The organism is Floridaenema flaviceps BLCC-F50, assembly GCF_041929275.2.
GTDB lineage: Bacteria > Cyanobacteriota > Cyanobacteriia > Cyanobacteriales > Aerosakkonemataceae > Floridanema > Floridanema flaviceps.
Genome location: NZ_JBHFNR020000001.1, coordinates 3,310,581 through 3,325,140, shown reverse-complemented (window position 1 = coordinate 3,325,140; position 14,560 = coordinate 3,310,581). Strand labels below are relative to the sequence as shown.

13 protein-coding genes and 2 pseudogenes are annotated in these 14,560 nt (G+C 40.9%); 8 read left to right on the top strand and 7 right to left on the bottom strand.

Annotated elements, in window-relative coordinates:
* Positions 1–170: 170 nt before the first annotated feature.
* The 7 genes and pseudogenes from der (at position 171) to proC (ending at position 6,065) form a co-directional block, all read left to right on the top strand.
* Positions 171–1,532, top strand: a complete 1,362-nt coding sequence (gene der, locus ACE1CI_RS16055) for a ribosome biogenesis GTPase Der (protein WP_496615515.1) — start codon at positions 171–173, stop codon at positions 1,530–1,532.
* Between the two features lie 71 nt (positions 1,533–1,603).
* Positions 1,604–1,961 (top strand): annotated as a pseudogene (locus ACE1CI_RS16050) (four helix bundle protein).
* A 59-nt stretch (positions 1,962–2,020) separates the two neighbouring features.
* Positions 2,021–2,980 (top strand): energy-coupling factor transporter transmembrane component T family protein, encoded by a 960-nt coding sequence (locus tag ACE1CI_RS16045; RefSeq protein WP_413267146.1) that lies wholly within the window; start codon positions 2,021–2,023, stop codon positions 2,978–2,980.
* A 201-nt stretch (positions 2,981–3,181) separates the two neighbouring features.
* Complete coding sequence (pipX, locus tag ACE1CI_RS16040) at positions 3,182–3,451, top strand: transcriptional coactivator PipX (RefSeq protein WP_413267147.1); 270 nt, start codon at positions 3,182–3,184, stop codon at positions 3,449–3,451.
* Positions 3,448–4,131 carry a YggS family pyridoxal phosphate-dependent enzyme gene (locus ACE1CI_RS16035; protein ID WP_413267148.1) on the top strand — a complete coding sequence of 228 codons (684 nt, stop codon included), beginning with the start codon at positions 3,448–3,450 and terminating at the stop codon, positions 4,129–4,131. The genes pipX and ACE1CI_RS16035 overlap by 4 nt, the downstream gene beginning before the upstream one ends.
* Before the next feature lie 385 nt (positions 4,132–4,516).
* On the top strand, positions 4,517–5,131 hold the full coding sequence (locus ACE1CI_RS16030; protein ID WP_496615514.1) for a cell division protein SepF: 615 nt from the start codon (positions 4,517–4,519) through the stop codon (positions 5,129–5,131).
* A 133-nt stretch (positions 5,132–5,264) separates the two neighbouring features.
* Entirely contained in the window at positions 5,265–6,065 is an 801-nt protein-coding gene (proC, locus tag ACE1CI_RS16025) for a pyrroline-5-carboxylate reductase (protein WP_413267150.1), read from the top strand.
* A gap of 320 nt (positions 6,066–6,385) precedes the next feature.
* On the opposite strand, the pseudogene ACE1CI_RS16020 reads toward proC, so the two are convergent.
* The 7 genes and pseudogenes from ACE1CI_RS16020 to trpS all read right to left on the bottom strand — a co-directional run.
* A pseudogene (locus ACE1CI_RS16020) lies at positions 6,386–6,544 on the bottom strand (DUF5615 family PIN-like protein); the annotation flags it as partial.
* On the bottom strand, positions 6,528–6,770 hold the full coding sequence (locus tag ACE1CI_RS16015; protein WP_413267152.1) for a DUF433 domain-containing protein: 243 nt from the start codon (positions 6,768–6,770) through the stop codon (positions 6,528–6,530). The gene ACE1CI_RS16015 and the pseudogene ACE1CI_RS16020, both read right to left, overlap by 17 nt.
* A 125-nt stretch (positions 6,771–6,895) precedes the next feature.
* Positions 6,896–7,579, bottom strand: a complete 684-nt coding sequence (locus tag ACE1CI_RS16010) for an anthranilate synthase component II (RefSeq protein WP_413267153.1) — start codon at positions 7,577–7,579, stop codon at positions 6,896–6,898.
* Between the two features lie 10 nt (positions 7,580–7,589).
* Positions 7,590–8,969, bottom strand: coding sequence for a M14 family zinc carboxypeptidase (locus tag ACE1CI_RS16005; protein ID WP_413267154.1), 1,380 nt, complete (start codon positions 8,967–8,969; stop codon positions 7,590–7,592).
* 86 nt (positions 8,970–9,055) lie between these two features.
* Complete coding sequence (locus tag ACE1CI_RS16000) at positions 9,056–9,874, bottom strand: hypothetical protein (protein ID WP_413267155.1); 819 nt, start codon at positions 9,872–9,874, stop codon at positions 9,056–9,058.
* A gap of 24 nt (positions 9,875–9,898) precedes the next feature.
* Entirely contained in the window at positions 9,899–10,882 is a 984-nt protein-coding gene (locus ACE1CI_RS15995) for a hypothetical protein (protein WP_413267156.1), read from the bottom strand.
* Between the two features lie 2 nt (positions 10,883–10,884).
* On the bottom strand, positions 10,885–12,318 hold the full coding sequence (gene trpS, locus ACE1CI_RS15990) for a tryptophan--tRNA ligase (RefSeq protein ID WP_413267157.1): 1,434 nt from the start codon (positions 12,316–12,318) through the stop codon (positions 10,885–10,887).
* A gap of 204 nt (positions 12,319–12,522) precedes the next feature.
* Between trpS and ACE1CI_RS15985 the strand changes: the two genes are divergently transcribed.
* Positions 12,523–14,229 (top strand): NB-ARC domain-containing protein, encoded by a 1,707-nt coding sequence (locus tag ACE1CI_RS15985; protein WP_413267158.1) that lies wholly within the window; start codon positions 12,523–12,525, stop codon positions 14,227–14,229.
* The last annotated feature ends 331 nt before the right edge of the window (positions 14,230–14,560 follow it).

Genomic DNA, 14,560 nt, shown 5'->3' with positions numbered 1-14,560 from the left:
TAGGACACAGATTTAGATATAGCTTTACTGTAAAAAAAAGATACAAAAAAACAGATAATTTTTGGATTTAGGGGTTTTTGGCGCTTTAGCGCAACTACATACTGTGAACTAGTAGCTAGAATAGTAAGGTTGAAGCTTCAACACCATTACTGCCTTTTTGCTTTTGAATCATGCCATTGCCTGTAGTCGCTATTATCGGTCGCCCAAATGTGGGCAAATCAACCATTGTCAACCGTTTGGCAGGGGGAAAGGATGCTATTGTTCATGATGAACCAGGAGTAACACGCGATCGCACTTATCGGCGTGCATACTGGTGCGATCGGGAATTTACCGTTGTTGATACTGGCGGTTTAGTTTTTGACGACGACACCGAATTTTTACCTTTGATCCGCGAACAGGCAATGGCAGCATTAGCTGAAGCAAGTGCCGCTATATTTGTAGTAGATGGACAAGCAGGGCCAACAGCAGGAGATGAAGAAATCGCCGAATGGTTACGCACTCAAAAAGTACCCGTTCTTTTAGCAGTTAATAAATGCGAATCTCCCGATCAAGGTTTAACTCAAGCTGCCCAATTTTGGGAATTAGGATTAGGCGAACCTTACCCGGTTTCTGGAATTCATGGTAACGGTACAGGGGAATTACTCGATCGATTAGTTACCTTTTTGCCACCAATTGAAGAAGTAGACGACACCGAAGAAATAAAAGTGGCGATCGTCGGTCGTCCCAACGTAGGAAAATCGAGTTTGTTAAACGCCTTTGTCGGAGAAAATCGGGCAATTGTTAGCCCAATTTCGGGAACTACTAGAGATGCGATCGACACAGTTATTCAACACAACGACAAACAGTTTCGGTTAATTGACACCGCCGGAATTCGCAAAAAGAAAAACGTCGAATATGGCCCAGAATTCTTCGGCATTAACCGCGCTTTCAAAACCATCCGTCGCGCCGATGTCGTCCTCTTAGTAATTGATGCTTTAGATGGCGTTACCGAACAAGACCAAAAATTAGCCGGACGCATTGAAGAAGAAGGTCGGGCTTGTGTAATTGTTGTCAATAAATGGGATGCTGTAGAAAAAGATTCCTACACCATTTATGATTATCAAAACGAACTACAATCTCGGATGAATTTTATGGATTGGGCTGAGGGAATTTTTGTGAGTGCCCAAACCGGACAAAGAGTAGAAAAAATCCTCGATTTGGTAGAAGTCGCCGCCGCCGAACATAAACGTCGGGTATCCACTGCGGTAATTAATGAAGTAATCGAAGAAGCCTTAAGATGGCATAGTCCACCTGTTAGCCGTCAAGGTAAACAAGGCAAACTTTACTATGGAACACAAGTAGCCAGCGAACCGCCAACGATCGTACTTTTTGTCAACGATCCCGAACGTTTTAATGATAACTATCGCCGCTATATTCAAAGCCAATTTCGCAAACAATTAGGCTTCAAAGGTACACCATTACGGTTACTTTGGCGAGGAAAGAAAACCCGTGAAGTAGAAAGCGGCAGTAAAAACCGTGCCACTCGCGTCTAGGGATTTTAGATTTTAGATTTGGGATTTTCGATTGGTTTTGAGGTAGAATAGCTCAACAATATTGCATCCTCATGGACGAGCAACAGTTTAAAAATAGAACGAAGTTATTCGCATTAAGAGTAATTCGCTTGGTAAATGCGCTTCCCCAAAATCCCACCTCTGGAGTAATAGGAAAGCAGTTACTACGTTCAGCTACATCTGTAGGAGCAAATTACCGTGCTGCTTGTCGGGCTAAATCTAGAATGGATTTGATTGCGAAACTCAGAATAGTGGAAGAAGAGGCTGATGAAAGTTTATATTGGATGGAGTTGTTAATAGAGTCGGGATTAATGCCTGCCGAAAAGCTTAAAAGTCTGATGTTGGAAGAACCATGAAATTTTAGCAATGACAGTCGCTTCCATCAAAACGCTAACTCCAAAGCCCAAATAAATCTAAGAATCAAAAAATTCCCAATCGAAAATCTAAAATCTAAAATCGAAAATTGCCAGATGGATCTCTTAAAAACACTACCGTTAGGACTCTACTTAGAACAACCGATAACTTGGTTACATAAACTCGATCCCAGAGTAAAACTTGCTTGGTTAATGAGTTTTTTATTTGCGCCAATTTTGGCAAATTCTCTGTTGCGAATTGGCTTAGTATTATTATTAATTATACTGACATTAACAGCCAGAATTCCTTTGCGAGTGTGGCGACAACAAATGGGCTGGTTGCTAATTTTAACTTTTCTGGTGTTTATTTTAAGCGCGATCGCACCCGACGGACTAGCAGTAAGCTATCAACCAAGACTCCCCGAAAATGGCGTAATACCTGTGATTCCCCCGACTGAGCAAGCAAGAAACAACCAGACTCCGCAAATTACCCAACCACAAACGCCACAATCAAAAGCTTGGGATTTTTCCCAATATGATTACATCTTATTCAAAAGCGGCCCATTTACCGTTACTCGCAGGTCTTTGGAGTTAGCAATTCGCGTTAGTACTTTACTGTTTACCTTAATTTATAGTACCAATCTGTTTTTATTAACGACTGCACCGGAAGAAATTACTACCGGAATTGAAAGTTTAATGCAACCGCTGCGAAAATTTAATTTCCCTGTAACCGAAATTGCGCTAACATTAACTTTATCTTTGCGGTTTATTCCGTTAGTATTGGAAGAGATTCAGAACTTAGTGCGATCGATCTGGACAAGGGCAATTAACTGGAAAAAACTAGGCATTCGCAGAAGTATCAAAGTTTGGTTGATGGTAGCAGAAAGGCTACTGCAAAACCTTTTACTACGCGCCGAACAAATTTCTAGCGCCATGAAAGTGCGCGGTTTCACTAGCCCAAATCAACATCAAGTAAAATGGCATCAACTGCGATTTTTAAGCATAGATTGGTTAGCAATGGCAGGATTAGCGGTATTTTGGGGAATGCGGGTAATTTGGGGTAATGGATCGCTTTAATAAATATTTAGTAACAAATGACACCATCAGTCATTAGTCAGAATTCTTGGGAAAATAGCAACCTGTTACTTTCATCAAATGACCCTAGTTGCTATAGAGTAATTAAGGGCCTTAATTGATTATCCCAAAACCGTCAGTTCGACGGGGTTAGCCTATTTTTATAGCTGAAACCGTTATTAAATATCCTACTTTGAAGAATTAATGAGTAACGAGACTTACCTAAATCATCCTACTTTTGGCCTACTTTACCGAGTTTGCGTGTTGGAGGAACATAAAGAGTTGTACACCACACTCTATGCCCAGCGTCTGTTTTTTTTAGTAACGATGTCCGTTGGTGGACTTACCTGCGAACCAATTAGCCGTTCTGACTCGCGCTTATTGGTAGAAAATCGCCTGAGAATGTTAAGGCGTGCAGGTCAAGCTGAAGAATACGATAAGCTGATGTTGATTCACCAGCGCACTTTCCAATGAGTTCCTCTCAATTGTTTACCAATATTAGCGATCGCATCGCCACAATTCGCCAACAATTACCAGAAACCGTTCGCTTAATTGCTGTGAGCAAACAGGTGTCAGTAGAGGCGATGCGGGAAGCATACGCAGCAGGCATTCGCGACTTTGGTGAAAGTCGTGTACAAGAAGCCGCAGCCAAACAATCTCAACTGCAAGATTTACCCGATATTAGTTGGCACTTAATTGGGCATTTACAAACTAACAAGGCGAAAAAAGCCTTAGAACATTTTCAGTGGATTCACTCCCTAGACAGTTTGAAGTTAGCACAAGCATTGGATCGTTTGGCAACATCTTTGTCAACAAAACCTCAAGTTTTGCTGCAAGTAAAACTGCTACCCGATCCCAATAAGTATGGTTGGACAGAGGAGGAACTTTTTCAGGATTTACCAGCACTTAATCAGTGCCAAAACTTACAAATCAGTGGGTTAATGACAATTGCCCCCCTGAATTTAACCGAAGGGGAAATTTTGAGCTTGTTTCAAAATACACGCTCCCTAGCGGCGAAAATTCAGCAGCAAAATTGGTCGCATATTCAAATGCAACACTTGTCAATGGGAATGTCTGAAGATTATCATTTAGCAGTTCAAGGGGGTGCAACAATGGTACGCTTAGGACGCACACTATTTGGAGAACGGTCTTAATATCGAATGGTGTTAGAGACTAACAAAGCTGTAAACTAAAGAAAAAATTTATTTCTGGAAATGCAGCATTGATTATTCTTGTTCACCTGTAGAATTAAACCAAGCATTCGCTAATATATTTGCAGCGTCAAGACGTGATAAATAAAATAGGGTGCTTTTTCGGTTCAGTACCTTAGTTTAAATCGTGGAAGCGAACCTCAGCCCTGAAGTCGGGTAGCCTTGACTAATGCAGGTATACTCGCACCAGTGGAGTTGGGCGTAGCTTCACTATAAAACTCTCGCTCTGGAAGACAAATCTTTTTAAGAGCAGCCAGTCTTGAACTGTGTCACATTTAAAGTCTGGCATACGTCACTGAACTCTAGTTTCAATGGAGTGTAAAAAACCGTGAATATCTTTAGCAAACTCAAGGATTTCGTTGGTCTTAATGAACCAGCGAGTTACGAGTACGATGAATACGACGAGGTAGAGGAAAGAGGTAAGTACCAAAACAGCTACCAAGAACAGAGTACCCAACCAACGACAACGGAAGAAGACAGTCGCCAACGTCGTCGGTTACGCGATCGCATGAGTGTAGTACCAGAAACCACAAACACAAATACAAATATTGGCTCAACAATGAACAACGTAATTGGAATGCCTGGAGTTAACAATGGCTTTTCGGAAGTGCTGGTAATGGAACCACGTACTTTTGAAGAAATGCCCCAAGCAATTCAAGCTTTGCGGGAACGGAAATCAGTAGTATTAAACCTGACAATGATGGACCCCGACCAAGCGCAAAGGGCTGTAGACTTTATCGCAGGTGGTACTTACGCGATCGATGGTCATCAAGAAAGAATTGGCGAAAGCATCTTCTTGTTTACTCCTAGCTGCGTACAAGTTAGCACTCAATCTGGTGTAATTCACGAAGTACCTCAAAATCAACCAGCACGTCCGGTTCGGACAACTCCTACACCCACTTGGACAAATACCACTGAGCAACGTTTCATTCAGTCTCTTTAAGTAGGTACTAGGTAGTAGGTAGTGGGTAGTGGGTAGTGGGTAGAGTTGCCTTTTTGAGTGTCTTAATTGAAAAGTTAAAACTTGAACCCGCTACTTACTACTTAAATTTCAAATGACTATTGACAAATAACAAATGACTTGTAAGTTTGGTGTGATTGGCGGCGGGGTAATGGGAGAAGCTCTCTTATCCCGCTTAATTAATCTGGGAATCTATCAAGGCTCGGATGTTTTAGTGAGCGATCCTTTACCTTCGCGGCGCGGTTTTTTAGCGGATAAATACGGCGTTGGGGTAACAGGAGAAAATCGGGAAGTGGCGGCATCTGCTGAAGTGTTATTTTTGGCAATTAAACCGCAGGTATTTGAGACGGTGGCGATCGAATTATCCGAAGTTTCCCCATCTTCTTTAATAATTTCGATTTTAGCGGGAGTGCCTTTAAGCAAGTTAGAAGCGGCATTTCCCCAGCAACCTGTAATTCGCTCAATGCCGAATACTCCGGCGACGGTAGGGGCGGGGATCAGTGCGATCGCACCCGGTAAGCTAGTAAAACCGGAACACCTCGAAGCAGCAAAACGCATCTTTCAAGCGGTGGGCGAAGTGGTGGAAGTTCCCGAAACTATGTTGGATGCGGTGACTGGACTTTCGGGATCGGGCCCCGGTTATGTGGCAATATTAATTGAAGCCTTGAGTGATGGTGGAGTAGCTGCGGGTTTACCCAGAGCGATCGCATCACAATTAGCATTACAAACTGTCTTAGGTACAGCGCAACTTTTGAAAGAATCAAAAATGCACCCAGCTGAATTAAAAGATAGAGTAACAAGTCCGGGTGGTACGACAATTGCAGGAATAGCCGAGTTAGAAAAAGCAGGTTTGCGATCGGCAATCATTGAAGCAGTGAAAGCAGCTTATCGCAGATCTAAAGAATTAGGCGGTTAAGAAGGGGCGCAGAGGGGCAGAGGGGCAGAGGGGCAGAGGCGCAGAGGGGCAGGGGGGCAGGGGGGCAGGGGGGCAGGGGGGAGAGAATAAATATATTTTCAAAAAGTAGATTTAACGGCTTTTTATTGAGATTTGATTTTATTTGGGAAATGGTTGAGGAGTAGGATCTGAAGCTAATTGTTTTTAATTCTGTAACTAAGGATATTGTTTTATGGAGAAACTAAATTATTACGACTTAGTTGAAACAATTCTTCAGCAGTATGGAAATATTACCGTCGGGGAAGGAACAGAAGTTGAATTAATCGCAGATAGAAAGAATGCGTCACAATAACACGCTCTTCTTCTCTTGCTTTTTGAATAATTTCTGCATCTTCAGCGGCGGATAGCGCAATTTCTCCAACGTGAATTGTGTCAATCCCCACATCACGTAATAATGCTGCCGCAGAGAGTGGTAAACCCTGATCAAGCAACAGTTTCATAACAGTTGGGTAGCTCTATAATGCGATCGTCTAAATAAGAAGATGTAAAAATCAGAGCTTGTTGAATGTCTTCTTCTTCCAATTCTGGGAACTCTCGGAATAGTTCTTCTCGTTCAGGATAAGTTGCCAATAACTCAATTACCCGACGAACAGTAAGACGAAGATTCCGAATGCAGGGTTGTCCGTTCATGCGATTCGGATTACTGGTAATTCGGTCTAATTTCATCGTAAATTGCCTATTTTCCGTTGTTGACTTTTGATGTTTAACCGCCCTCTAAACTTTGTTCGGTTTCATTTACTAATTTTTGCCCAACTTTCGGTTCTGTTCCAGCAATTAACCAGTTACAAAAATTATACCTCCCAACCTCCAGCAACAGATTCATCCTCTGTAGGATTTGAAATAAGGTTAAGAAAGTTTTGTAATAACCCTTCACGAACCTTAGCGTCTGTCAAGATGCTTTCAGGATGAAACTGAACTCCCTGAATCCATCTATATTCACGATGTTGAAGACCCATAATTAAGCCATCTTCCGTTCTGGCAGTAACTTCTAACACTTCGGGTAAGGTTTCTGCCTCAACAATCAGCGAGTGATAGCGAGTTGCCATAAAGTATCCGGGTAAGCCAGCAAAAATACCTTTTCCTTGGTGATAAATTGGTGAAGTTCTACCATGAATTGGCTCAGGTGCTAAGATAACACGACCGCCAAATACTTCACCAATTGCTTGATGTCCCAGACAAACACCAAGAATAGGAATCCCAGGCCAAAATTCTTCTTCAGTTTCATAACTTGCCCCTAGATCCCTAATTAAATCCATTGTTATACCTGCGTCTGAAGGGCGACCTGGCCCAGGTGAAATCACTATTGCTTTATAGTGACCATCTTTCACTTTTTCTTTCACCTCTTCTACAGTAATTTGATCGTTACGGATCACATCAATTATAGGGTTAGCTGTTCCGAGTTTAAGAACGCTAAAACACTGAGAAACGTTGTAGGTAAAGCTGTCATAATTATCAATGAGTAAAATTCTAGCCATTGCACTACCTTTAGCTTACTAATAGTCCAGATAGAATAATTCCCGCTTGGATTTTGACTTGATCGGCTAGGGAAACAGTTTTGATTGTGGTAATTTTGTCTATGCGATCGCAAGCGTTATTAAATGTTTCCTCATAGTATGAAATAGCTGACTGGATACAATCCGAATTCTCTCCAGATTCACAGTAAAGTCGAATCATCATAGCAGCTACTTCAGCTTCTAGCATCAAAGGTCGAATACGAACTTCGAGCAAGTCTTTGATTAAAGTCGGACATCCCCTGACTTTGTGGCAATCTTGGCGATCGCCTGCTATATTTCCTAGCAACCATTTAGTTTTTTCTTGGTAAAACTCCATCAGTGGTGAGGAAAAATTAGAGGCTGATAGACAAGAAAGCAAATTCATTCGCTGCTTGGCACTTTCCTGTTCAAAATCAACCAGCTTGCGTTTGAGGACTTCGCGATCGCAAGCCACAGGAATATAATCAGCCAAAGGAGTTAAATCATCGAGTCCCATCACTTGAAAGTAAGGTAGCTCAGATACTAAAGACATCGGACATTGACATTCGCTTTCAACTAATTGAAATGAGTTAAGCTTAAATTTCTTAATGCGTTCTGGATCTCCTCCCGCCAACATTTTTTCCCGCATCACTTCAAAGCGGGGAATCCCATAAAAACCTGATTCGATAAACTCAAAACCATCCATGCCATTATCGTTGTCTTCGTACAAAGATAAACTTTGTTGATGGGTAACTGCACGCAGGGTTTCAGAAATATTGGCTGGTGGTTTTTGACTGACTAGAAACATCGCCCCCGGAAAGATATTAGCTGAGTGGAGAGTAACGTAATAACTAATTCTTGGAAAGCGACGATAAAATTTAGCAATGGCTTCTGGTTCAGGACGGCATTCTTGTGCGGTTTCAGGTGTAGGAATACCATGCTCAACATCTTCCGAACGATTATCTCGATAGTAATGTCGCAGGTAGTCGCGGTAGGTAGGACGATCGAGTTTTAGCCATTCCCAGTTTTTTAATGTACCATCGGGGTTAGCTTGTGGAATAAAGGCAAAAGAGTAATTTTCTAGGATGGGTTGAAAGTCGGGTTGGGATGCGATCGCTTCTGCTAGTTTTAGAATTGTAGTTGTGCCGATCGCTTCTTCTGCATGACAGTTACCTGTAGCAGCAATGATAGGCTTGTTATTTGTATCGCCTATCAGCAATGCGTAGAGAGGATGGCGATCGCGAGAATGACCAATTTCTTCAATGCGGATTTGGTTTGGATTGTAGTTATAGATCTTTTGTAATTGTGTTAATAGTTCGTCAGGATGACAATGAGATGGAGCGTCAGAATTAAGCAGTTGCAATAAATCTAAAATTTTATCTTGTGCCAGCATTTTATTTACCTGTGTTACTCTCTTTTTTACCTAGCCTAAATTCAATTCACAAAATCGTTTCTAATTCAGCGAATAAAATTTTAGTTTTAAATAGACTTTTCTAGTTCATCTATAAGATGGTTACGAATACCTCTCTCGTTAAGTTTCAATGAATTTCGCCATAATACATCGAAGTGTTCTTGAATCGCTTTGGTAAAGAAAGGGTTCTTAACTACGATAGTTTTTTGATCCCAGGTTGGACCTCTCTCTCCGCCAGTTAAGCAAACCTCTTCTCCATCAATTATCATTAGACTAATCATAGGAATATCGGGCGAAGGTGAACGATAACAACCCAAATAAAAAGGACATCCAGAAAATTCCGTTAGCGCTTCTTTAATCCATTCAATATGTTCGCGATCCTTCACGAGAAGAACCCGCCTGAGTCTAACATTGCGATCCTTTACAGCCTTAGAGAGAATTTCATAATATTGATGTCTACTAGGAATATCTGTTAGATCGGGTCGTGGAGGTCTATTAGAGGAGAAGTGTGTAACGTCAATAGATCGCTTAGCCTCGTGAATTCTCTTGATAAAGTAAGAGTAGGTATCTTCTGGGCGTTCAAACAGACGAATATCACCACTTTGTATAAGATTGATTATTTCCTCTTTTTGCTCTGCTATGCTTGCTAAGATATCCTGGCTTTTCCTTTTGGTCAGTAATTCGATCGCATCTAGCTTATTTTTTCTCTCAACTACTAAATAGCCTAAGACTGTACTCAGCATTAACAACATAAATGTAGGTATTCTTTGTGCTAACCAAGGAATAGCACTCAACAGTCCTGAAAAGTCAAGAATGGATACGAGAACGCAGAGTCCGGTGGCTCCTACAATTATGTAATACTCTGCGTCTTTGGTTAGTTTGTTCATAGTTCTTTTAGCACCATTCGGATTTTATAAATTTTCAATATTTTCGGTGATTTTAAGTTGAAAAATGCCGAAAATAATTAAAATAGCACCGACAATCCTAATCATCCATATTGAAATGGTGGGAAGTTCACCAAACAATCCAGGCTGAAGTTGATCGGCAATAATAGTAATCGGGTATGCCAGAATAATTTGGGCTGATAATATTAATAGAACTACCGATACTGCCTGAGTTCCCTTTAAGTAAAGTTTCAGTCCTATAGCAACAAAGACAAAAAACATAGTGGTAATAACCCAAGGTAAATGAATCATTCCCTGTTTAATTGTTGTTACAAGTAAACTAAAATATCCACGCGGCAAAGAAACCACAATGGCAAGGATAGTGCCAGTTAGAGCAAGCCAGAAAAAACGCCAAATGAAAAGGTTGACACTATCGCTAGCACGAACTCCCTTTTGTTCAATTATTTCTGAAAATGCACCTAAACCATTAGAAACAACAACGACATAGAAAAGACCTATAGCTGTTACTGATAGCGACCCACTAAAACCAGCCATCATACCACCTGTAATGGTGACAATCGATGGCAGAAAAAGGTATTTCCAGTCTGCTTGTCCTGTGGATAGGTCGTACAAAATTGTGTAGACAATAGTAAGACTGGAAAGTGCTACTATGACGCTGGGATCGCCAAGTTGATTGCCTAGCAAAATAAAAAGTGTACTACCTGCTGATATACTCCCAGATATGAATGCAGACCAGTGCATCTGGCGGTTGTTAAAGACAATCTTCCTAAACTTATCATCGATGAGTTTTCTCCCTAAAATTAATGAGAAGAATGTTCCCGCTATTACACCAGTCCAACCGCCAATAATGAGGTAAGCAAATGCCGCAGTTAACTTATCGGGAGCAGTAATAAGATTATGTACGGTGAAGTTATCTAAACCTCTGAAAATAGCCGTACAAAATGCGGCAAGCAATCCAACAGCGAGGACGTTACTTCTTAAACGTCGCATAATTATAAACCTACACGCTGTTTTGCGATCGCCAAAGTCTGTTTAGCAATTGTTTCTACCCGCTCCTTACCTTTTTGCAAAACAGCATCTACTAAACTGGGATTAGTAGTCAACTCGTTGTATTTTTCTCGAATTGGTTTTAAATCCTCAACCAACAATTCTGTCAATTCTTTTTTGAGTGCCGCTGCACCCTTGCCTTCAAAGTTAGCTTCAACTGCTTCCTTTTCCTTACCTGATAAAACTTGATAGATACTTAACAGATTAAAAACTTCAGGGCGATTTTCGTCAAAGCTTAATGTAGGATTCGGGTCGGTTTTCGCCCGTTTAATTTTGCGATTAATTTCATCTGGACTATCTAACAAGTAGATACAACTGTCTCGATTTTCATCTGACTTTGACATCTTCTTTGTGCCATCTGTCAGACTCATTACACGCGCTAAAACTTCAGGCACTTTAGGCTGTGGCACAGGCATTGTATAACCATAACGGTTATTAAATCGCCGCACAATTTCGCGGCATAATTCTAAGTGTTGCCGCTGATCCTCTCCTACAGGCACAAGAGTTGCTTGATATAAAGAAATATCTGCTGCCATCAAAATTGGGTAAGTTTTTAAACCTGCACCCACCATTTGCTGCTTTTGTGCTTTATCCTTAAATTGAGTCATTTGCTCTAACCGACCTTCTGGAGTTAAGCAGCTAAAAACCCAGGCAAGTTCAGCATGATAACCGCCTAAATCGCTCTGACGAAACAGTGCAGCTTTCTCTAGATCGAGACCGCAAGCAATTAATGTCATCACAGTTTGGCGAATTCTATTTCGCAGATCGGCTGGGTCAGGTAACACAGTCAAACTGTGCAAATCGGCTAGGAAAAAGAAATTTTCATCATACTTTTCAATCTGCTTTTTCCAGTTAATAATTGCTCCTAAATAGTTGCCCAGCGTCATATCCCCTGACGGCTGGATGCCGGAAATTACTCTGTGTTTGCTACTGTCGTCACTTGCGGCGTAACCAAAATCATAACTAATTAATTTTGGCTTATCAGATTCAGAGTCAAAACCTAAATCTGCCAGAATTTTTCGCAAGTCATCTGGTCGAATTTCAATAGCAGCATTCCGTCCGACTGTTTGCAGATAGACAACATCTCGATCGAAAACCGATTCATCAAGAATTACTCTTTCTATATTCCCTTTAGCAACAAGCGAAAGTGCATCTACTACTCCACCAGGGTTGTATGTAACTGGCGATGATTCTAGTAACTTCTCTAGTACCGATAAATCCAGTAATGCTTCCTCAGATCCCAGGTTGTCTTCGCAGACAAAAATTAAGGCTCGGTGACTGCTTTCTAAAATAAACGTTCTAATCTGCTTGGAGCGATCGAATTCGTATACAACGTTGTGCGGAAATTTTTTTTCTCTGAGTAAGGCTGCGTCTGTCATATCAAGAGTACGGAAGGATTTGTGGCATTTGGGTGCCTGAATTCCTAGACTACCCTTGGCAATTACTTAAATGTTTAACTTTTTGGCTCACTATTTGGCTCAATCATTTGGCTCATTTGGCTCATTTGGCTCATTTGGCTTACTGTTCGGCTCTCGAAGCTGAGGTATAATTCAAGTCGATCGCAATTGTGTTATAGGAGTAAAATGGCTGGCTTGCTCAGAGGATCTGAAGAGGGGCTAAAAATAATTGACCTGGTACGACGAAACCTGGGATGGAATAAAGTAGATGATCTCTGGTGTCAGGCAGCCTTAACTTCAAAAGCCACCTTAAAACGGTTTTGGGCGCGGCAGCCAATTCGACGAGAAACATTTATAGATATTTGTAAAGCTGTTGGTGTAAAAAACTGGCAAGACATTGTTGAGCGAGAAATTAAAGAACCGGAATTACTCTTAGCATCTGCGATCGCAGATTTACCCATACTTTGTGAAAAAAATACTAACTTCGCACTTCCAGAAAACCTACCCCCTGTGAGAAATTGGGTAGGTAGCACCAGAGAAATTGAAGCGATAAAAAAACACCTTTTCAATCCAAACATTATCGGAATTTCTATTATTGGATTACCTGGAATCGGCAAAAGCACTCTTGCCAGTCAACTTGTTCGCCAATTGCAAGGAGAAACTACACCTTTTGTCGCCGCTGCATGGCAAACTTTACAAACAAGTGGTGATATACCCCCGAATTTTGTCGTATTTATAGATTCCCTCTTCAGTGTCCTTTCCCATACAGATACCACGATCGCTCTATCCAAACCGAATGATTGTCATCAAAAAATCGAGCAATTCATAAAACTGGTAAAAGAAAAACCTTATCTGATTGTCTTTGATAGTGTCGAAACAATCTTAAAAACTGGTTTAGCACAAACGGCTGGCTATTTTGATGAAACATACACAGAATATGCCTGGTTATTTAAACAACTATTAGACACCGAACATCAAAGCAAATTGTTATTCATCAGTCGGGAAAGCTTGGCAGAATTACCCCCAACTGTTACCCGTGAAATTGTGCTGACTGGATTAGATCGAGATACCGGAATTGCACTATTGCAATCTTTTAATCTAACTGACACACCGCAAGAATTAGAACCTAACCTCCCTAACTCTTTTCCTTCACCGAAAGGAGGAGAGGTTTCAGAATTAGCTGAACTTAGCGATCGCTATCAAGGACACCCTAAAGCGTTGCAACTCATTGCCAACTTAATTTGTAATAATGAGGAATATCAGGGAAACGTCGGCAAATTTTTGCAAGATAGAGACTGGTTGCTCATTCAAGAAATTGACAATTTCCTTGAGCAAATATTTCAGCGCCTCAGCGAGTTAGAAAGAAATTGTATTAGCCGACTTTCTGTTTACCGAACTTCAGAATTTAACCTAAACTATAATGCTATTGCGGCTCAAATGCCAGAGGTAAGCCGATATGAACTTAAAGAAAACATCCTCCGTGCCCTCAAACGTCGGCAATTACTTTATTATCACCCAGTAAAACAATGCTATCAAATTCATCCCATCATTCAAGAAAAAGCATATCGAATATTATCTCAAAACTACGAACATCTCCTTAAGGCTCATAGACAAGCCTACCATTACTTTTTAAAATTTCCTCTTAAACCAGAAACCGAATGGCAAAATATTGAAGATATTAAACCTCTAATTCAAGCACACTATCATGCTTGTCAAGCAGAAGACTGGGAACAAGCAGCACAGATTGTTTCAGGTGTGTGTGAATATTTGCGCCAATGGGGTTATCAAGTAGATCAAAACGCGATTTGTTTTTTAGGTAATATTTCAGAAACACTGGTTAGTGATACCCAAACACAACAAATACTTGGCAGCAAACCATCGACATTTGACTAAATATGCAGTTTAACCGAGACTTACACTCTAAACTTAGAATAAGCGAGTAAATTACATTAGACATCTTGGAGAATTATTTAGATTTCCAACTTGAAAAACTTGGCTTTATTAGGTTCTGTTAAGAACATAACAAAATTAGTCAACCTGTGATCCAAAAAGAATTTCATCTCATGTCCGTTGAATTACCCACAATAAAAACTCACCACGTTGTTGCGTAGGGACACGGCATCATAAATATTTTGGACAAACAGATAAAGTTAATTATGCCGTGTCTCTACTCCTAATTATGGGTAATCGACCGGACATGATATCATCGTAATTCCGCACGAAG

What these genes read in the sequence shown, in the direction of transcription:
- der (WP_496615515.1), top strand. Translation starts at nt 171, where the DNA reads ATGCCATTGCCTGTAGTCGCTATTATCGGTCGCCCAAATGTGGGCAAA.
- ACE1CI_RS16045 (WP_413267146.1), top strand. Translation starts at nt 2,021, where the DNA reads ATGGATCTCTTAAAAACACTACCGTTAGGACTCTACTTAGAACAACCG.
- pipX (WP_413267147.1), top strand. Translation starts at nt 3,182, where the DNA reads ATGAGTAACGAGACTTACCTAAATCATCCTACTTTTGGCCTACTTTAC.
- ACE1CI_RS16035 (WP_413267148.1), top strand. Translation starts at nt 3,448, where the DNA reads ATGAGTTCCTCTCAATTGTTTACCAATATTAGCGATCGCATCGCCACA.
- proC (WP_413267150.1), top strand. Translation starts at nt 5,265, where the DNA reads ATGACTTGTAAGTTTGGTGTGATTGGCGGCGGGGTAATGGGAGAAGCT.
- ACE1CI_RS16015 (WP_413267152.1), bottom strand. Translation starts at nt 6,770, where the DNA reads ATGAAATTAGACCGAATTACCAGTAATCCGAATCGCATGAACGGACAA.
- ACE1CI_RS16010 (WP_413267153.1), bottom strand. Translation starts at nt 7,579, where the DNA reads ATGGCTAGAATTTTACTCATTGATAATTATGACAGCTTTACCTACAAC.
- ACE1CI_RS16005 (WP_413267154.1), bottom strand. Translation starts at nt 8,969, where the DNA reads ATGCTGGCACAAGATAAAATTTTAGATTTATTGCAACTGCTTAATTCT.
- ACE1CI_RS16000 (WP_413267155.1), bottom strand. Translation starts at nt 9,874, where the DNA reads ATGAACAAACTAACCAAAGACGCAGAGTATTACATAATTGTAGGAGCC.
- ACE1CI_RS15995 (WP_413267156.1), bottom strand. Translation starts at nt 10,882, where the DNA reads ATGCGACGTTTAAGAAGTAACGTCCTCGCTGTTGGATTGCTTGCCGCA.
- trpS (WP_413267157.1), bottom strand. Translation starts at nt 12,318, where the DNA reads ATGACAGACGCAGCCTTACTCAGAGAAAAAAAATTTCCGCACAACGTT.
- ACE1CI_RS15985 (WP_413267158.1), top strand. Translation starts at nt 12,523, where the DNA reads ATGGCTGGCTTGCTCAGAGGATCTGAAGAGGGGCTAAAAATAATTGAC.